This window comes from Falsihalocynthiibacter sp. BN13B15, from assembly GCF_041205415.1.
Taxonomy (GTDB): domain Bacteria; phylum Pseudomonadota; class Alphaproteobacteria; order Rhodobacterales; family Rhodobacteraceae; genus Falsihalocynthiibacter; species Falsihalocynthiibacter arcticus.
Genome location: NZ_JBGFCE010000002.1, coordinates 14,007 through 32,991 on the forward strand (window position 1 = coordinate 14,007; position 18,985 = coordinate 32,991).

An 18,985-nucleotide genomic window follows, 5' to 3' on the forward strand; every position below is an offset into this window, starting at 1 on the left:
ATGCTTAATATCGGACTTCTTGGTTGCGGCCGCATCGGCCAAGTTCATGCCAAAACCCTCAAGGGGATGGATAAAGCCCGCGTTGTTGCTGTCTCTGACTTTCTGCCCGCCGCGGCGGAGGCTCTGGCGCAGGATTTGGGCGCTAAAGTGATGAGTAGCGAAGAGGTGTTACTCGATCGCGGAATCGACGCCGTGGTCATTGGAACACCGACAACAACACATTATGATTTGATCCATGCGGCCGCCGCCAATGGCAAGGCGATCTTCTGTGAAAAACCGGTGGATTTGTCAGTGGACCGCATCCGCGAATGCTTGGCAGCGGTCGAAAAAGCTGGTGTCCCCTTTATGACAGCCTTTAACCGTCGCTTTGACCCAAGCTTTGCCGCTCTGCAAAAACAAATAACCGACCAAGTGATTGGCAACGTTGAAATTGTTACGATCCTGTCGCGCGACCCGTCCCCGCCTCCCATCGGTTATATCAAAACATCTGGTGGCATTTTTCGCGATATGATGATCCACGATTTTGACATGGCGCGTTTTTTGCTTGGCGAAGAACCCGTTGAACTCACGGCTGCAGCCTCCTGCCTTGTGGACCCCGAAATTGGCCAAGCGGGTGATTTTGACACCGCTGTTGTGACGCTTAAAACAGCTAGCGGAAAACTGTGTCAAATTAGCAATTCGCGTCGTGCCACTTATGGCTATGACCAACGCATTGAGGTCCACGGTTCCTTAGGTATGTTGCGAGCGGAAAATATGCTTGAAAACACGGTGGAACTTTCAAATGGTTCAGGATCCCGAACAGCGCCAACGCAGCCATTTTTCCTTGAGCGCTATGCTGCTGCCTACCGTGCAGAAATGATTCATTTTGTTGATGTGGTGCAATCGGGCGGCGTTATGTGGCCTTCCGGCTTAGATGGCTTGAACGCACAGTTACTTGCGGACGCTGCTGATGCGGCAGCACGCGACGGCCTATCGCATCACTTTGGCGATATCCCCAATTAGGGTGCTATTAGAGAAAATCGAACTCGTCTCAGCAAGGGCAGTGACGCTGCCCTTTATGCCGCATCGATTTGGCGGGCAGGTGTTGTCAGAGGAAACTGACTTGAGCGGGGCGGGGCGGGGGTAAGTAACTAGCTTAGGGCCATGACAAAACACTCCCCTTTTCGCTATTTCAAAACGAGCCCTGAAATCATCCGTCTAGCGGTGATGCTTTACGTTCGGTTTCCGCTCTCACTTCGAAACGTGGAGGATTTACTCCACGAAACGGCGCTGTCAGAGGAAACTGACTTGAGCGGGGCAGGTCAACCAACTAGTGTTTGATTATGGCAAAACGCTCCCCTTTTCGCTACTTCAAAACGAGTCCTGAAATCATCCGTCTAGCAGTGATGCTCTACGTTCGATTTCCACTTTCGCTTCGAAATGTGGAAGATCTTTTGCATGAACGAGGCATCGATGTCAGCCACGAAACCATCCGTTTCTGGTGGAACCGATTGGGCCCAATGTTTGCAGCTGAGATCCGTAGAAAGCGGGTCAGCCGGATGCGATGTTACTCGAATTGGCAGTGGCACCTCGATGAGGTTTTTGTGAAGATAAACGGCGAACTGCACTATCTATGGCGGGCTGTTGACCATGAAGGAGAAGTGCTGGAAAGCTATGTCACCAAGCGTCGGGATCATAAGGCCGCGTTGAAATTCCTCAAGAAAGCCATGAAACGTCATGGCAGAGCCGAGGTGCTAGTTACTGACAAACTTCGCTCATATGGCGCCGCGATGAAGGTAATTGGTAACGCGGCGAAACAGGAAACGGGTCGTTGGAAAAACAATCGCGCCGAGAACTCCCACTTGCCGTTTCGACGACGAGAACGCGCCATGATCCGCTTTAGGCGCATGCGAACCTTGCAGAAATTCGTTGCTGTCCACGCTTCCATCCACAACCATTTTAACCAGGACCGAAGCCTCTCCCAACGCGATCACTTCAAGGCCAACCGCGCCGCCGCTCTGGCTGAGTGGCGCGGTCTTTGCGCGGCATAAAGGGCAGTCTCACTGGCCTAGCTGAGACGAGTTCGAATTGGTCTGACACCACCATGAAACGATATGGTCGACCCCATGTCATCGTGACTGATCTTCTGCGGTCTTACGGCGCCTAATGAAAGCCGCCGTTCGCCGCGGGAAGTGTTAAGCTCACCGCCGAAACTGGACATTCATCGCAAGTATCGAAGCTGCATTGCGGCTAAGGGTGCTGTCTGGGCTTTAAAGCTCGTTCGTCTGATTGGGACTCGGTACGCGGACTTCATCCGCTGCCCGGCAGGCGATGCTGGCATCGCTGAGAGGGAAGGCCAGCGGTCACATGCACCGCGTCAACAGACCCCTCTCATGCATGCTTTGCATGCACTGCCGGCAACGGGACACATGACCGCAACCTGCAACGATCAAAATCAGCTCTAACTAAGGCGTTGCAAAAAGGCGGGGTCCATATACGTCCACACATGACACCACCACAGAGCCCGCTTAGATCGATATTCCGACACAGGCAGCGGTGTTTCGGATATGAGCCTGCATCGCGTTGGCTGCATCCTCAGGCCGATTTCTCGTTAAGGCGTGCAAAATTGTACGATGCTCCTCCATCGAGGCATTCATTCGAGCCAACGCCGTGCTGGGAATCGGCACTCGCTGGCTTTCAGTCAACAAGTCGCTGACAGAATGATACAGGCGGCGCAGCATGGCATTGGGGCAGGCCTGCGCTATCAATCTATGGAACATTAGATCTGCTTCAACATGTGTCACCAGATCCCCTCGGGTCCATGCAAGCTCAAACTGATCTGTGACTTCGCGCAGTTTTTGCGCCACGGCATCGTTAATATGTGGCGCTGCGAGACGGCACATCTCGGTTTCAATCATCATGCGCGACTGGAATACATCCAGAATGCTGTATTGTTCGTCAAAACGCCACGGATCCTGACCGCGGGCCTCTTGTGTGTTTATTCCAACCACAAATGTGCCGCGCGCCGGAAGGGTTCGCACTAGCCCCAACGTTTCTAATGTCAAAAGCGCTTCGCGGAGAGAGGTGCGTGAGACACCTAGCTGTTCTGATAAAACACGTTGAGACGGGAGCTTTTCATCCTTCGCCAAAGATCCCGAGCGGATCATTTCCTGCAATTGGCGCGCAACGGTTTGGGTGACGGAACTTTTGTCGGTGGAATAGTCCATGAAGTGCCCTTTGTTTTGGCAGTTACTCTCGTATAGCCACTTTTTTTTCCCAATCCAATCTTATGGGGTTGCAAGACGGCAAGTACCGTGATTGGTTTTGGTATGACCGGACAGACCGGTCATACCAGTTTGAATTTAAATTCAACAAAACAACAGGGAAATCTACTCATGTTTGGAAAAATCAGCAAAATCTCTGCACTTACACTTGTCGTGTCCAGCTTGGCTGGCGGCGCGGCAGTTGCCGATACGCTCATAGTGGGCGCAAATATTGGCAATGTGCCGTGGGAATTTCAGGACGAATCGGGCGCTTTCGTCGGCTTTGAAGTCGACTTGGTTAATGCCGTCGCGGAAAAGCTCGGGCGTGACGTCGAAATTGTAAATATTCCTTTCAACGGCTTATTTTCCGCCGTGCAATCCGGCCGGATCGAAGTGGCAATGTCCTCTATCACGATCACGGATGCGCGTTTAGAATCTGTGACGTTCGCGCAACCTTATTATGACAGCGACCAATCACTCACCGTCGTCTCGGGTGGTCCCATCGATCTAAAGGACATGAACGAGAAGGTTGTTGGGGTGGACACTGGGTCCACCGGCGACATGTGGGCAACTGAGAATACCGGTGATGTCGGATTTTCAGACATCAAGCGCTACGAAGGTCTATCCCCCGCCATGCTCGATCTCGCCGCAGGTCGTATTGATGGCTATATCTCCGACATCCCCGCACTGCTTTATTATGTGAAGGACAAGCCTAACCTTTCAGTCGTGCAACGTATCGAAACTGGTGAAAAGTATTCGATGATGTTCGCCAAGGACGCGCCTTTGGCTGTCGAAGTCAACGACATCCTTACGGGGCTTAAAGAAGAAGGGGTAATTTCTGAATTGCATGAAAAATGGTTTGGTGCCGTGCCCGAAGCGACGACCTCGACTGTGATGGTTTTGGATATGCCGAAGCTTTAGGAACTCATCTTGGCGTGGACCGTTCGCGGTCTGCGCCATGCGACGAAAGAACCTCATGGACTTTTTTGACACATTTCTCAATATGGCGGTGCTGAAGCGCAGTTTTCCGATGCTCATGCAGGGCTTAATTGTGACCCTGCAGTTGGGTGCCACCAGCATCGTTACGGGGCTGGCTTTGGGGCTGGCTGTTGCGATGATGCGCCTCTATAGCGTCGCGCCAGTTCGTATATTAATGCGGATATATATTGATATTTTTCGCTCTATCCCGTTGCTCGTGCTCTTGATCGTGGTTTACTACGCTCTGCCATTTGTCGGGCTCCGATTGTCGTCCTTTGCTTCGGTTCTAGCCGCACTTACCCTTGTCTCCAGCGCCTACACGGCGGAGATTTTTCGCGCTGGCATCGAGGCAATCCCTAAAGGCCAGTTCGAAGCTTCTGAAGCTCTGGGTCTGAGGCCGCGCCAAACGTTAGCCAATGTAATCCTGCCCCAAGCGATCCGAATTGTCATTCCGCCCCTAACAAATAACTCGATCAACGTGATCAAAGACACAGCATTGGCGTCGGTCGTGGCCATGCCCGATCTACTGAAGCAAGCTACGCAGGCACAGGCCTTGGCGGCCAATCCAACGCCGCTGATTGGGGCTGCGCTGATCTATATTGCATTCCTTTGGCCGTTGGTTCTGCTGGTGTCACACCTGGAGAAACGTTTTAATTCGGGGAGAAAGGCATGAGCGGTTACATAAGTATTCGCGATCTTCGCAAGTTTTACGGAACCTATGAAGCGCTGCGCGGAATCAATTTGGAAATCGAAAAAGGCGAGGTTGTCTGTGTAATCGGCCCCTCTGGATCAGGTAAATCGACACTAATTCGGTGTATCAATCGGCTGGAAGCATTCGAAGCGAGTAGTGAAATTCGCGTAGACGGTACGCCAGTTAAGGCTGGACGCTCACTCGCAAAAGTTCGCGCTGAAGTTGGGATGGTTTTTCAGGGATTCAACTTGTTTCCTCACCTTACCGTGCGCGAGAACATCATGCTGGCACCGCGCCTTGTTCGCAAAGCCACGCGCAAGATAGCAATCGCACAAGCCGATGCCTTGCTCGCAAGGGTTGGTATCGCCGAGCAGGCCGATAAATACCCCGAGCATCTGTCTGGCGGGCAACAACAACGTGTGGCAATCGCCCGCGCCTTGGCAATGGAGCCACAGGTAATGTTGTTTGATGAGCCCACCTCTGCACTCGACCCTGAAATGGTGGGAGAAGTATTGGATGTGATGAAGTCGCTGGCCGGCACAGGCGTGACGATGGTCGTGGTAACCCATGAGATGGGCTTCGCCAGTCAGGTCGCTGATCGCGTAATTTTCATGGACGCTGGCGAAGTTATTGAAGCTGGCCCACCCGAACAAGTGCTGGGAAATCCACAAGAACCACGCACGCAGAACTTTCTCAGCGCAGTGCTGAATCATTGATTTCAAGAAACGTTAGGACTAAAAATGAGCACAGTAAAAGACGCAATTGATCTAGACTTTGTACAGGGTCATTTCCCCGGTTTGAAATCGGTTTGGGTATTTCTTGACAATGCCGGTGGTAGTCAGATTATTCAGGGCGCTGTGGATAAAATCACCGAGTTTTTGATTGAACGTAACGTTCAAATTGGGGGCAGTTATCAAGTTTCACAGGCTGCAGCTGAGGCCTTGATGCTTGGTCGTCAAGCGGCGCAAACGTTGGTCAACGCAGCACGTCCGGAGGAAATTGTATTCGGCCCCTCTACAACCCAGCTTCTGAGGACTTTAGCTTCATCAATGAGGAGACAATTCCTCCCCGGTGACGAGATCATTGTCAGCCATGCTGATCACGAATCCAACATCGGACCTTGGAACGAATTGGCGGAATTTGGTGTTGTTATTAAATGCTGGCCGCTGGATCAATCCAGCATGTCGCTGAGGCTTGAAGATCTGGAGCCACTGATGACAGAGCGCACCAAGTTGGTCTGTGTTCACCATGTTTCTAATATTTTGGGAATGGTGAACCCTGTTAAGGAAATCGCGGCATTCGTTCATGAACGTGGTGCTCGCATTTGTGTTGATGGGGTGGCCTATGCGCCCCACCGCGCCATTGATGTTGAGGCATGGGATGTGGATTATTACGCCTTTAGCCTCTACAAATGCTATGGGCCGCATACCGCTATCATGTACGGAAAATACGATCTGCTTCGTGAATTGGATGGGCAGTATCTTTATTTTTACGGCAAAGACAAAGTACCGGGGAAACTGGAACCGGGTAATCCAAATTACGAACTGGCTTATAGCACCGTGGGCATTGTGGAGTATTTTGTAGCGCTTGGTCGCCATCTGGGTGGGGAGGGGAGTGACCGTGCCCTTTTGGAAGCTGGTTTTGAGGGCATCAAGGCGCAAGAAGCGGTGTTGTCAAAGCGGCTGCTTGACTGGTTAAGCGCGCGCAATGATTGCCGTGTGATCGGTCATGAGGATGACGCGGCGCGGGTGCCGACAATTGCCTTTAAGTTTGATGGTTTGGATAGCGGTGCCATTGCGCGGGCTATGGATGACTACGGGGTCGCAATTCGGTTTGGGGATTTCCATTCCCGCCGCTTGGTAGAGGATCTACAGGAAAACGTGGACAACGGTGTCTTACGAATTTCGATGGTGCATTATAATTCGCTGGAACAGGTCGACCGCGCAACTGCTGCCCTTGCCGAAGTTGTTTCGAAGATGGCGCATGCGTCATGAGGGAAAGGTTGGATTTAATTATCCGTGGGGGGACATTGGTGACGGCCTCAGACCGATACCGCGCGGATTTGGGCGTCAAAGATGGGCGGATTGTAGAAATTGCTGCCGCACTTAGTGATGCCGATGAAGTTATTGATGCGACCGGTCTTCTGGTCTTGCCCGGCGGCATCGATGCTCATGTGCACTTGGCGCAGCCAACGTCCGACGGCACCGTGATGGCAGATGATTTTGAGACCGGTACGCGTTCAGCAGCTGCAGGGGGCAACACAACTGTGTTGCCTTTTGCAATGCAGCAAAAAGGCAGCTCCCTTCGCGATTGTGTGCAGGATTATCATTCAAAAGCCGAGGGGCAATGCTACACGGACATCTCGTTTCATCTGGTGATATCCGACCCCACGCCACAGGTGCTTGGACAGGAATTGCCCGCATTGGTACGTGATGGCTATACCTCGTTCAAGGTTTTCATGACGTATGACGATCTGGTTCTGAATGATGCCGAATTGCTTGAGGTGTTCGACGTGGCACGGCGCGAACGCGCGTTAGTAATGGTGCATGCCGAAGGGCATGATGCGATCAAATACATGACCCAACGACTTGAGGATGAGGGGAAAACTGCGCCCTATTATCACGCTGAAGCCCATCACCAAGCCGCGGAGCGCGAGGCGACACATCGCGCTATTAGTCATGCGCAGATGACGGATGTGCCTGTGATGATCGTGCATGTGTCCGGCCGCGATCCAATGGAGCAAATCCAGTGGGCCCAGCGGCGTGGCATGAAAGTGCATGCAGAAACGTGCCCGCAATATATCGTCCTGACGCGCGACGATCTAAAGGGGCTGAACATGGACTTCGAGGGCGCAAAATATGTCTGCTCGCCACCACCGCGTGATAGCGACAGTCAGGCGGCTATCTGGGAAGGTCTACGGGATGGTACATTTGATGTTTTTTCTTCCGATCACTGCCCGTTTTATTTCGATGGGCCCGAGAATACTGGCAAAGACAACCCCAAGGCGCGGACCTCATTTAAATGGGTGCCAAATGGTATTCCTGGAGTCGAAACGCGCCTGCCAATCTTATTCTCTGAAGGGGTGAGTAAAGGGCGCATCTCGCTGGAGCGCTTTGTAGCGCTGACCTCAACGAACCCTGCCAAACTCTATGGGCTCTATCCTCAGAAAGGCGCACTTGTCATCGGTGCAGACGCCGACATCACTCTTTGGGATCCGACCAAAACAGCTGTTATTTCGCAGGACAAACTGCATCACGGTTGCGACTACACACCTTATGAGGGAATGCGTATTACGGGTTGGCCCACACGCACAATTTTGCGGGGAGAGACTATCGTCCTGAACGGCGGTATCGTCGCGAAGATGGGGGTTGGTACCTATCAAACCCGTGGCACAAGTGCAGCATTGGATACACTTGGCGGCAACTGATTTGAGGCGGGTTTGCGTAATTGAAAGCCGTGATGTTGGCCTCGCAGAAACGCGTTCGGTCTTCGCTTGAGCTGACGTTTTATGGCGTCAGAACATCCCGTAATTTCTTCATTTGTTTGGGGCTTTCGCGCAGGTCGAGCGCGGAATGAAGGTCAACTAAGTGACTTCGCATGAGCTCTTCAGCCCGCGTGGCTTCATGATCCTGGATCGATTGAACCAAGGCATTATGAGCGTGGCTCTCGCACAACGCACTTTGTCGGCGCCAATAAAGGGCAATGATGAGCGACGATCTTGCAATCAGAGTTTCAACGAAGTCGGCAATGGTCGCCTGACCGGCAATCCGCGCAATTTCAATATGGAACTGCCCAGATGGTGCTGTCAGACGAATGCGAACCAGTCTCGACAAGGACGATGAAGCCGCCCTTTATGCCGCACCGAGTTGACGCCACTCTGCAAGAGCGACGGCGCGGTTAAGCTTGAAGTTTTCTCGGGAGTAGAGATGTCTTTCCTGGTTGAAATGGTTGTGAACGGAGGCGTGGACGGAGACGAACTTTTGCAAGGTTCGCGTTCGTCGGAAGCGAAGCATTGCCCGTTCTCTTCGTCGAAATGGTAAGTGTGAATTCTCGGCGCGATTGTTCATCCAGCGACCTGTCTCCTGGCGATCTGCATTGCCGATGACCTTCATCGCGGCGCCGTAAGACCGCAGAAGATCAGTCACGATGACATGGGGTCGACCATATCGTTTCATTGATTTCCTGAGGAATTTCAGCGCCGCCTTGCCATCCCGGCGCTTGATAACATAGCTTTCCAGCACCTCGCCCTCGTGATCCACGGCTCGCCAAAGATAATGGGTCTCGCCGTTGATCCTCACAAAAACTTCGTCCAAATGCCATTGCCAATTCGAATGAGCACGCATCCGACCGACCCGTTTCCTTCGGATCTCCGCGGCGAACAACGGGCCGAACCGGTTCCACCAGAACCGCACCGTCTCATGGCTAATTTCAATACCGCGCTCATGCAGCAGATCCTCCACATTCCGGAGTGACAGAGGGTGCCGAACGTAAAGCATCACCGCCAAGCGGATGATCTGCGGGCTCGTCTTGAAGTACTTGAATGGGTCACGTTTTGTCATCCGGAGACGCTAAGTGTGCCACTTGCACACTTCAACCGAGTTTTCTTCTGACAGTGCCCTCCATCTTTCCAAAAAGATTAAAGTGTTGCGTCCACCGGTTGAAACCACCGCCCATAGTGACAAATGCTGCACTTGAACATCGGGTCCCGGTGCGAAAGCATCAGCGAATTGAGCAGAAGTTTTCACTCCCACGAACTTCTGCATAAAGTTGAAGAACGTTGCCGAAAAACGGAAATTTCGCGAACGTATGCCAAACTATGGGCACTTCATGCCAAAGTATGGGGTGCGTGCCATACTACGCGCACCCCTACACTGTGTCACCAAAAATTATAGCACCCGACAATATTCGAGTTCGGGGGTAATTACATTAATCCGTTATTATTCAACTATTTGCGTGAACATTTTGACGGCTCCCTTTACGGCGTCCGAAAACTCAAAAGCGAGCTCTCCTATGAACACTGCGACCGACATGCACAGACCTTGTCGGCCCACTTCTGAGAGTATCTAGCCGCATTCTTGGTAGTTTCTTTCCATGCATTTACGGGTCATTTCTTGGTCACTGGCCACCCCCAGAAAACATTTTTTTGCATTGAAGCATTGTATGTCCTACCCTCACATTTCCAAACGAGACTACTAGAGACACGCTATTTCACAGTATTCGCAACGACATATGCCTTTACTTGTGTGGTTCCAAACCCTCAAAGGAGAATTTATTTATGAAACTTTTATTACCCATCGCGGCAACGTTACTCGCTACTGGTCCTGCTTTCGCCGACGGCCATAGTGGTGATGATGTACATTGGCATATTACCATGACTGTCAATGAGGGCAAAGCGGAAGCCGCAAAGCCACTTATCGATCGGATGGTTGCCGCGACAATGGCCAACGAACCGGATGCATTGATTTATGATTATATGGGCGAAGGTGATTTAATTCATATTACTGAACGCTATGCCGACAATGCAGCGGCAATGACCCACATGGGGAACTTTGGTGCAAATTTCGCTGGCGAATTTATGGAAACTTTTTCAGTAAATTCGGTTGTTGTGTATGGACCCGCGGGCGATGATTTAAAAGAGGTTCTTGCTCCTTTTTCACCGACCTACCTTCCGCAAATTGGCGGCTTTTCCCGCTAAGGCGCTAGATCTAGTCTCTGTTTAGACGAGGCTTTTCATTGCGGCTTTGGTGGCAAACACACACTGATTTGAGGGTGGCACGCAAATACGTTGCCGCCTCCGTTCCTTTTGCGGCTTCACTTCTCTGTATGTTCTCACATGGGCTTCTAATTCAAGCCCAAAGTTTCGCCACAACGGTTGCAGAATGAAGAAAACTTGTGGCTTGAAATACGCCAACTCGTACCGCGCCATTGCCTCTAATGGGGTTGTCATTCGTTCACTTTACCTTCACCGGCAAGCCGTGTAGCGACCCTAATCGGGCGCATTCAGGCGCTTCTTCGGCTATATCTCGCCAAGCCAAAAACCGCTTATTGTATCCGTCAAATACTGTCGCTAATTCTCCCCTATGAGCAATGACCCAAACATCAAACCGCCGCTTCCTTCCAAGCTCGACAAGGCCTTATTGGTCTTCGTAGGATTGTTGGCAACCTATGTTGTTTTGCACGCTTTAGCCGTCATCTTTGACGTCCTCCTGAACGGCTAGTTCATCACGCACCCAATGCAGGTGCCTTGGGATGTCAAAGACTATAATATTGAGTTTGACGCATTAAAACGTTTGGCACCAAAGCATTTCATATTCGACATGCGACTGGCTAAAACCTAGCTAGATCGGTCCAAAAACAAAAAGGTCAACTTTCGTTCGGTCCACGAATTTGTCTGATGGAAAGTCGAACACGCCGCCAGTCTTCTGCTTCATTTTCGGCACCGGTCTCTGTACTCTTCAACTCCCTTTGGGCGGCCTCATGTTCAGCTTTGTCTCCATGCGCAGAGTAGAGCGCACGAGCATGTTGGTTTATTTCGCGGATGTTCATATGCATTCCCCTTTTAACCAAAATTGAGTCCCAAGATTACCAGGACGAAGAGCGCTTTGCATTGTGATGGATCAAGTTACTACCCACCTGCGCCTCTATTCATCGCTTTCCCATCGCTTTGTTGCCCCGTTGAATAGCCGCCCATCTGGCCCATGGCGAACGACAATGCTCTGCCTTTTGCTTATGACTTGTTCGTCCTGAGCCATATCCGCCCATGTAATATCTCCTGATATTTTCCGAAATCATTAGGGAAGTCGCGCTTTTCCTTGGGGTGGTTAGGGTCTGGACCCATTAAACCCCAAAGCGTCGAATCTAACAAACCTGAGCTTCGCTGCAAGTGGGTTCAATGGTCAAGATCACCGGACATAGCAGCCGTTCGAGCGATGAGGCCAAATGGCGCGAACGGCCCAAACCGGACATTCCCACCCCTCGTCTATGCCGCGATGCAGCTTTCGCATTGCTGCCATTCGTGCATCGTGCAGCATTTTGTTGGGTGAAGCGTCGGTCAGCGGACAAATTGGACTTTGTTGCAGCGACGCTGCGCATTCAATGCCGTTGTTTAATTTTTGGAATTAGGCCCCAAAAGATCTCGATTAAATGGGGCCTACCGATGACTTAGCCTTTCAGGCTTGTCATTCGTAGATAGGGAAGGACAGTGGTAAAGTCGCCGAATTTCTCTTTTGCATCAGCATCGTTTAAAGCAACCGGGATAACGACATCATCGCCGACATTCCAGTTTGCCGGTGTTGCGACACCTCGACTGGCCGCCGTCTGCAGGCCATCCAGTGCCCGCAAAACTTCTGCAAAATTGCGGCCCACATTCATCGGATATGTCATGGACAACTTCATCTTTTTATCTGGTCCGATGATAAAAACAGATCTTACGGTCTGGCTATCATTGGGGGTGCGGCCGTCCGGTAGGTAGGCATCTGCTGGCAACATGTCGAAGGCTTTTGAAACTGTCAGGCCATCGTCCGCAATAATCGGGAAGCCTGCGGGTGCGCCCCCAACTTTCTCAATGTCGCCCTTCCACTTCTTGTGATCCTCAACACCATCCACGGAAATCCCGATGACCTTGGTGCCGCGTTTGGACCATTCATCGGCCAACTGCGCGACCGCGCCAAACTCTGTCGTGCAAACAGGGGTAAAGTCCTTAGGATGCGAAAAAAGGATCGCCCAACTGTCTCCGATCCAATCATGCAAAGAAAAGGTGCCTTGGTCCGTTTCTACGGTAAGGTTAGGGACTGTGTCGTTTATACGTAGGCTCATTGTGTTGTTCCTTTAGGAGGTTGCGCTCTCAAGGCATGACGACTCTCCCACGAACCGTTTGCAAGAAGCGTTCGTTAGGCTAAGCCAAACGGCTTGATCAAGCAATGATTCAATAATTGCCATAAGTTGTTCAAAAGAGTAGCCTCGGCAGATTCGTTCGAATGAGTTGCCCAGCCAGCAAGTAACGCTCTTTTGGAAGTATCGATCACCTACCATGTGGAGATGCAGCAGTGATATTCAGACAACTCTTTGACAAAACTTCAAGCACTTATACTTACCTGATGGCCAGTCGGCACGGTGGCGAAGCGCTTCTAATAGATCCGGTTTTCGAACATACTAATCGCTACCTGAAGTTGCTTGAAGAGCTAGACCTCAAGCTGGTTAAAGTTGTCGATACCCATATCCATGCCGACCATGTCAGCGCTATGGGGAAATTGCGTGACGCAACCCGATGCACAACGGTAATGGGCGAACAGTCCCCAGCTGACGTGGTTTCCATGCGCGTGCGCGATAATGATCCATTAACGATTGAAGGTCTTACACTTACTGCGCTTCATACACCGGGGCACACCTCGGAAAGTTACAGCTTCTTAATGGATGACCGGGTGTTTACCGGCGATACACTGTTGATAAGGGGGACGGGCCGCACCGACTTTCAGAATGGTGATCCTTATGAGCAATACCATTCGATTTTTGAGCGTTTGTTAAAACTGCCAGAAAACACGATGGTCTTTCCGGGCCACGACTACAAAGGGGACACGGTCAGCACGATTGCCGAGGAGCGCCATAACAACCCGCGTCTCCAAGTGAATTCGGCAGAAGAATATGCCGAGATCATGAATAATCTAAAGCTCGCCAACCCAGCTATGATGGACGTGGCAGTTCCCGAAAATTTAAATCTCGGCCTTAGAATGGCGGCGCAACATCGTGTACCCGTACTTGAGGTCGACGAAATTCTTGCTGGATGGCCATCGGTTGATTGTCAACTCGTGGACATTAGGGAAGAGAGCGAACGGCGCCGCTATGGATCGATCCCCAACTCGATCCACGCACCCTACGGGCATTTTGATCAATACTGTCGACCCAGCGGTCCACTGGCGGGATTGGCGAAAAACAGCAGGGTCTTGCTTTTTTGTGCCGTCGGTGAAAGATCCACTCTAGCGGTTGAAATCGCGAATGAATTGGGACTGCGAAACGTTGCACATATCCCGGGAGGCTTCACTTCATGGCAAAAAGCCGGGGGTCCGGTAGAAGCGATCGAATAGCTCATCTCAATTTCTTAGATAGAACTTGCCCCGTATAGGAGATTTCGAACACCGAGAAGGTCTCCTAGAAAAGTCTTTGGACGCCAGACCGACAAGACTGCGCGTTTGCTTTAGTCTCGGTGCGGCCTTCCGCGCTGCGGAGATAGACCTAAAACAGCATCTGTTTGAATGTCGGCTCTGACCGATGACGCATTCTTGACTCACAGATGCAGCGAAAGTCTGGTTCCCGCCCATAGTGTCGAATGCTGCGATAACACAAAAGCACCGAAACTGCCCCCGATTAACTGACGTGAACGGCCCTCTGCGGACCTTGGCACATTTCGCAGCGAATGGCTGGTTAGAGCCCAGTCTGTGAATTCGGTTTTCTCGCTGCGCGCGCTCGCAGCACAGAAAATGCCGCATGTGCTAAATCATCCGTGCTGCCACGCGGCGGGATAATCGGCCATTCATTCAAGACGCAGCAAGGTCAATTCGGCTATCTCACAGACTGCGGACAAAGCGACTGTTCGCTTCGAGTGCGAATCATCAATGTAGTGATGTTGAAAGCTGACACCCAATGGAGCCGGAAAAGCTAACTCTCTGACTGCAGCATTTTCGCCATTCGTCATCGTCACGAAAATCTCTCTGTTATGGACAGATCGTGCCTTTTCCCTGGCGCCGGCTCGGGTCCCAAGCGTCGCGGAGGCACTGTCAGAAGAAAACCGGTTGAGGCGGGCAGGGTGAACGCCTAGCGTCGCAGGATGACAAAACGCGACCCATTCAAGTACTTCAAGACGAGCCCGCAGATCATCCGCCTGGCAGTGATGCTTTACGTTCGGTACCCTCTGTCACTCCGGAATGTGGAGGATTTGTTGCATGAGCGCGGGATCGAAATTAGCCATGAGACTGTGCGGTTTTGGTGGAACCGGTTCGGCCCGTTGTTCGCGGCTGAGATCCGAAGAAAACGGGTTCAGCACCTTCGAGCTCATTCGAATTGGCAATGGCATTTGGACGAAGTGTTCGTAAAAATCAACGGTGAAACCCACTATCTCTGGAGGGCTGTGGATCACGAGGGCGAGGTGCTTGAAAGTTATGTCACCAAGCGCCGGGATCGCAAAGCGGCGTTGAAATTCCTCAGAAAAACAATGAAGCGCTTTGGCCCACCACATGTCATCGTGACTGATCTACTGCGGTCTTACGGCGCCGCGATGAAGGTCATCGGCAACGCTCATCGACAAGAAACTGACCGCTGGCTGAACAATCGGGCCGAGAATTCACACCAACCTTTTCGACGACGAGAACGGGCAATGTTGCGCTTCCGACGAACGCGAACCATGCAGAAATTCGTCGCCATTCATTCGTCAATTCACAACCATTTTAACCAGGAACGTCACCTTTACTCACGCGCCAATTTCAAGCTCAACCGCGCCGCCGCTCTCACTGAGTGGCGCCAACTTTGTTCAGCATAGGTTCCCGTCCCTTGCGGTAAACTGAGACTGGTTCGAATTGGTCTGACACCACCTGTCCAGCCTAAGCCGTTGGGCGCTGTTGGTCTCGATTGCGGCGGTGGGGATGAAAACCTCGCTGAAGCGCATTATCGATGTTGGTGGACAGGCCATTGGTTTGATCATCGCCGAGACCTTGTTCATCGCCCTGTTTGTCCTCATGGGCGTCGCCCTATTGGGCCACTGAAAGGAATTTTTCCCTTGAAACCGTTGGAAATATTGCTCCGCAATGCGGCCCGCGGTCCTGTCAGAAGAAACCAGGTTGTGAAGGGCAGGGCGGTTTTGTAGCTTCGCCTGATGACAAAACGCTCCCCTTTCCGTTACTTCAAAACGAGTCCTGAAATCATCCGTCTAGCAGTGTTGCTCTACGTTTGATATCCATTTTGGCTTCGAAATGTGGAAGACCTTTTGCATGAACGAGGCATCGACGTCAGCCACGAAACCGTCCGTTTCTGGTGGAACCGATTTGGCCTTCCTGCAGTAAAGTATATGGCAGTGTCAGAGGAAACTGACTTGAGCGTGGCAGCTTGACCACCTAGTTTTGAGCGTGGGTTAGATCAAGTAAGTATCGTTGGTATCGAGCTCCCGCAACCAATACTGCCAAACAAGCCACCTTAGGGTGGCTTTCGTCGTTTTGGGACTTCCCAATGGGTCTCAAAACGCGCTTGGTGCCAACATGTCAGATCCTGTCGTTCTTCGGTTTGCTTCTCTTCACGCTCGTAGTCTTGCCAAAGTGCGCATGCATGCCATCCGTTGAGATTTTGACAGCAGTCTTGGTCAAGGCCGTGATTGCGCCTACGTGGTGTATTGTCTGCCTTTCTCACTTGTTCTTTCCACTGGACTTCATCGCCACGGGAAGCGTCACTGGTGCGACGCCGACGCGTTTGAGGTGTCGCCGTTGCCGCCCGAATGCCGGGCTCTGCTCAGTACAAGGGCGGGATTGACCCGCCCCGGGATCGAAGCGGAGATAATTATGGATCTAGTTGAGTACGGCCTAGCCCTCAACGCGCGTCTGATACAGCCTGCAGCGTGCGCGCAGAGAAGGCTGCACGAGACTAAAAAGGGCGGACTGATCAGCCCGCCATCCAAAGCAATTAACGCGGCGCCACAAATCTGGGCGGACCTTGTTCAAGACGACCCCTTGGCAGACCGTGCAACCTGCCTTGAAGTCTGGCGGCAGGTGTTTGATGCCCCACCCCCCAAGCGCTTGTCTGTCGGGTTCTTGCGAAAGGCAATCCTCCATGAACAACAGTGCCTGTTGCACGGACGCGTACCAAAACAAACCCTGCGACGCCTGCAGGTAATGGCAAATGGCAAGGTGCCGCACACCTGCACAACCTCCTCTCTGAAACCCGGAGCACATCTGATGCGGGAGTGGAACGGACGAACCTATCAGGTTGAGGTGGTCACGCAGGGTTTTGTGATGGATGGCCTGACCTATAAATCCCTTTCTGCCATCGCAAAACGCATCACGGGTGCGCACTGGTCGGGGCCGCGCTTCTTCGGACTTACGCAATGAAGCCCAAGATCCGCTGCGCGATTTATACCCGTAAATCCTCGGAAGATGGCTTGGAGCAGGAGTTTAACTCGCTGGATGCCCAAAGGGAGGCCTGCACCGCTTACATCACAAGCCAGAGAGCTGAAGGCTGGGTGTTGCTGCCGGATGCCTATGACGATGGTGGCATCTCTGGCGGGACCTTAAAGCGGCCCGCTTTGCAACGCCTGCTCACAGATCTTGACGAAGGACGGGTCGATCAGATCGTTGTCTACAAGATTGACCGCCTGTCACGGTCGCTGGCGGACTTCGCAAAGATTGTGGATCGGCTGGATGGGGCAGGGGCGTCTTTTGTCTCGGTCACCCAGTCGTTCAATACAGCTACCAGCATGGGGCGACTGACCCTGAACATGCTGTTGTCGTTTGCCCAGTTTGAACGCGAGGTCACGGCAGAACGGATCAGAGATAAGATCGCCGCCTCCAAACGCAGGGGCCTGTGGATGGGCGGCAACGTCCCGCTGGGGTATGATCCGGACGGTCGAACCCTGACCATCAAGGAGTCGGAAGCGAAGACAGTGCGCGCGCTCTATGATCTCTACAGGGAGCACGGCAACATCCGTTTGGTCAAAGAGCGGGCGGATGGTTTGAACCTGCGGTCAAAGCAGACGGTCACGGCCGCGGGCGTGACAAGAGGTGGCACAGCGTTCGATCGCGGCCACATTCACCATATCCTGACCAATCCGATTTATGCCGGGCGCATCCGGCATCACAAAAATATCTATGAGGGATTGCACGAGCCGATTATTGATCCCGAGGTGTGGGATCAGGTTCAGCGGAGATTGACGGAAAATCACGCGCGGATCCGCGGAGAAAAGAACGCGGCTCACCCGTCGCCCCTCGCAGGAAAACTGTTCGATGAGACAGGTGACCGGTTGACGCCAAGCCATACAAGCAAGAACGGCAAAAGGCTGCGGTATTATATCTCAAGGCGCTTGGTAACGGAACGCAGCGCAAACCATCCCGAGGCCTGGCGACTACCCGCACAGCAACTCGAAGCAGCGATTGCCAGAGCCGTCGCGGAACATGTTTCCGCGCCAGGGTTTCTGCCGAGGACCATTCCGAGCATCAAGGCAACAGATGTTGACCAGTTCCGACAGCGCATGGACACTTTGGCTTCTAATCTGAATGCAAAATCCACAGTGAGCAGTTGGGCAGACTTGATTGCCAAAACTATCATTGAGCCAGGATCGCTTGCAATCACTTTAAACGCACAGGTCATTGCAGATCATCTGGGCCTAAAGGCGGATCGGCTTGAATCGGAGGCCCTTCATATCACTGCAGCCTTCCGGCTTCGGCGCAGAGGTGTTGAAACAAAGATTATCCTTGGCAGCAGCCCTCCGGAGATCGACCAGACCCTGACCCGCAATATCGCGAGCGGGATAGGTTGGTACGCGGCGATTAGAAACGGCACTACATTTGAAGAAATAGCGGCGCGCGAAGGAAGATCGGTGCGTCGGATCCAAGCAGTGACGAACCTCGCGTTTCTCTCGCCGACCATGATTGAGCGTGCTGTTAATGGAACTCTGCCGCATCACATTACAACAGACTATCTTCTCAAGAAGGGCTTTGCTTCTGACTGGGCCCAGCAAGACGACTTGCTCACTTAGTCTGTCGGCAAACACGTCAACACCAGAACCTGTCACAACGCAAACTTACCCCAAACTCGCACCGCGGAAATGTCGAAGAGAGATATTGGCCATATGATGGCCGTATTTGCTCTCTGAAGAGCGTCTCTCCTTGAATGTCGTACAGGCAAGTCGCTGAAACCACGCCACAAAAGGGCGGGTACTTCGTACGTTCAAAAAGAGAAGAAGTGTTTGGCTGGGATGGTAGGATTCGAACCTACGATCTGCGCTACCAAAAAGCGTTGCCCTACCACTAGGCCACATCCCAACTGCTTGCGGGTTTTACGACGGGATTGCGGAGTCTTCAAGCCCTGATTTAGTAAAAAGTCG

Annotated in this window: 16 protein-coding genes, 1 tRNA gene and 1 pseudogene; 13 read left to right on the forward strand and 5 right to left on the reverse strand. The window is 52.3% G+C overall.

Annotation, left to right across the window (positions count from 1 at the left end; translation table 11 throughout):
* A complete protein-coding gene (gene iolG, locus AB9F26_RS02775) occupies positions 1–1,002 on the forward strand; it encodes an inositol 2-dehydrogenase (protein WP_335586818.1) in 1,002 nt (333 codons plus the stop codon).
* Between the two features lie 320 nt (positions 1,003–1,322).
* On the forward strand, positions 1,323–2,030 hold the full coding sequence (locus AB9F26_RS02780) for an IS6 family transposase (protein WP_369756949.1): 708 nt from the start codon (positions 1,323–1,325) through the stop codon (positions 2,028–2,030).
* Positions 2,031–2,507: 477 nt separating this feature from the next.
* Here AB9F26_RS02780 and AB9F26_RS02785 read toward each other — a convergent pair whose 3' ends face one another.
* Entirely contained in the window at positions 2,508–3,206 is a 699-nt protein-coding gene (locus AB9F26_RS02785; RefSeq protein ID WP_335586583.1) for a FadR/GntR family transcriptional regulator, read from the reverse strand.
* An 87-nt stretch (positions 3,207–3,293) separates the two neighbouring features.
* On the opposite strand from AB9F26_RS02785, the gene AB9F26_RS02790 reads away from it, so the two are divergent.
* From AB9F26_RS02790 to hydA, 5 genes are read left to right on the forward strand one after another with little or no spacing between them, the layout of a single operon-like run.
* Positions 3,294–4,163, forward strand: coding sequence for an ABC transporter substrate-binding protein (locus tag AB9F26_RS02790; protein WP_369756948.1), 870 nt, complete (start codon positions 3,294–3,296; stop codon positions 4,161–4,163).
* A gap of 55 nt (positions 4,164–4,218) precedes the next feature.
* The gene (locus AB9F26_RS02795) at positions 4,219–4,893 is read left to right on the forward strand and encodes an amino acid ABC transporter permease (RefSeq protein ID WP_335586581.1); all 675 of its coding nucleotides are present in this window, start codon (positions 4,219–4,221) and stop codon (positions 4,891–4,893) included.
* Complete coding sequence (locus tag AB9F26_RS02800) at positions 4,890–5,627, forward strand: amino acid ABC transporter ATP-binding protein (RefSeq protein ID WP_335586580.1); 738 nt, start codon at positions 4,890–4,892, stop codon at positions 5,625–5,627. The genes AB9F26_RS02795 and AB9F26_RS02800 overlap by 4 nt, the downstream gene beginning before the upstream one ends.
* A 24-nt stretch (positions 5,628–5,651) precedes the next feature.
* Complete coding sequence (locus tag AB9F26_RS02805; RefSeq protein WP_369767217.1) at positions 5,652–6,905, forward strand: aminotransferase class V-fold PLP-dependent enzyme; 1,254 nt, start codon at positions 5,652–5,654, stop codon at positions 6,903–6,905.
* The gene (gene hydA, locus AB9F26_RS02810) at positions 6,902–8,338 is read left to right on the forward strand and encodes a dihydropyrimidinase (RefSeq protein WP_369757964.1); all 1,437 of its coding nucleotides are present in this window, start codon (positions 6,902–6,904) and stop codon (positions 8,336–8,338) included. Before AB9F26_RS02805 ends, hydA begins: the two co-directional genes overlap by 4 nt.
* 79 nt (positions 8,339–8,417) lie before the next feature.
* On the opposite strand, the gene AB9F26_RS02815 is transcribed toward hydA, so the two are convergent.
* Both AB9F26_RS02815 and AB9F26_RS02820 read right to left on the reverse strand, forming a co-directional pair.
* A complete protein-coding gene (locus AB9F26_RS02815) occupies positions 8,418–8,744 on the reverse strand; it encodes an FCD domain-containing protein (protein ID WP_369756947.1) in 327 nt (108 codons plus the stop codon).
* An 18-nt stretch (positions 8,745–8,762) separates the two neighbouring features.
* Positions 8,763–9,470, reverse strand: a complete 708-nt coding sequence (locus tag AB9F26_RS02820; RefSeq protein ID WP_335586577.1) for an IS6 family transposase — start codon at positions 9,468–9,470, stop codon at positions 8,763–8,765.
* A 716-nt stretch (positions 9,471–10,186) separates the two neighbouring features.
* On the opposite strand from AB9F26_RS02820, the gene AB9F26_RS02825 reads away from it, so the two are divergent.
* The gene (locus AB9F26_RS02825) at positions 10,187–10,606 is read left to right on the forward strand and encodes an antibiotic biosynthesis monooxygenase (protein ID WP_335586575.1); all 420 of its coding nucleotides are present in this window, start codon (positions 10,187–10,189) and stop codon (positions 10,604–10,606) included.
* A gap of 1,466 nt (positions 10,607–12,072) precedes the next feature.
* On the opposite strand, the gene AB9F26_RS02830 is transcribed toward AB9F26_RS02825, so the two are convergent.
* Complete coding sequence (locus AB9F26_RS02830; RefSeq protein ID WP_369758159.1) at positions 12,073–12,726, reverse strand: peroxiredoxin; 654 nt, start codon at positions 12,724–12,726, stop codon at positions 12,073–12,075.
* Between the two features lie 230 nt (positions 12,727–12,956).
* On the opposite strand from AB9F26_RS02830, the gene AB9F26_RS02835 reads away from it, so the two are divergent.
* The 5 genes and pseudogenes from AB9F26_RS02835 to AB9F26_RS02855 all read left to right on the forward strand — a co-directional run bounded on the left by AB9F26_RS02835 (position 12,957) and on the right by AB9F26_RS02855 (position 18,637).
* Complete coding sequence (locus AB9F26_RS02835) at positions 12,957–13,991, forward strand: MBL fold metallo-hydrolase (RefSeq protein ID WP_369758158.1); 1,035 nt, start codon at positions 12,957–12,959, stop codon at positions 13,989–13,991.
* Positions 13,992–14,731: 740 nt separating this feature from the next.
* Positions 14,732–15,439 (forward strand): IS6 family transposase, encoded by a 708-nt coding sequence (locus AB9F26_RS02840; protein WP_369767218.1) that lies wholly within the window; start codon positions 14,732–14,734, stop codon positions 15,437–15,439.
* Positions 15,440–15,772: 333 nt separating this feature from the next.
* A pseudogene (locus AB9F26_RS02845) lies at positions 15,773–15,946 on the forward strand (IS6 family transposase); the annotation flags it as partial.
* A 502-nt stretch (positions 15,947–16,448) separates the two neighbouring features.
* Complete coding sequence (locus tag AB9F26_RS02850; protein ID WP_369767219.1) at positions 16,449–16,994, forward strand: DUF2924 domain-containing protein; 546 nt, start codon at positions 16,449–16,451, stop codon at positions 16,992–16,994.
* Positions 16,991–18,637: a recombinase family protein gene (locus AB9F26_RS02855; protein WP_369767220.1), complete on the forward strand. Its 1,647-nt coding sequence runs from the start codon at positions 16,991–16,993 to the stop codon at positions 18,635–18,637. The genes AB9F26_RS02850 and AB9F26_RS02855 overlap by 4 nt, the downstream gene beginning before the upstream one ends.
* Before the next feature lie 211 nt (positions 18,638–18,848).
* On the opposite strand, the gene AB9F26_RS02860 is transcribed toward AB9F26_RS02855, so the two are convergent.
* Positions 18,849–18,923, reverse strand: a tRNA-Gln gene (locus AB9F26_RS02860).
* Positions 18,924–18,985 lie beyond the last annotated feature (62 nt).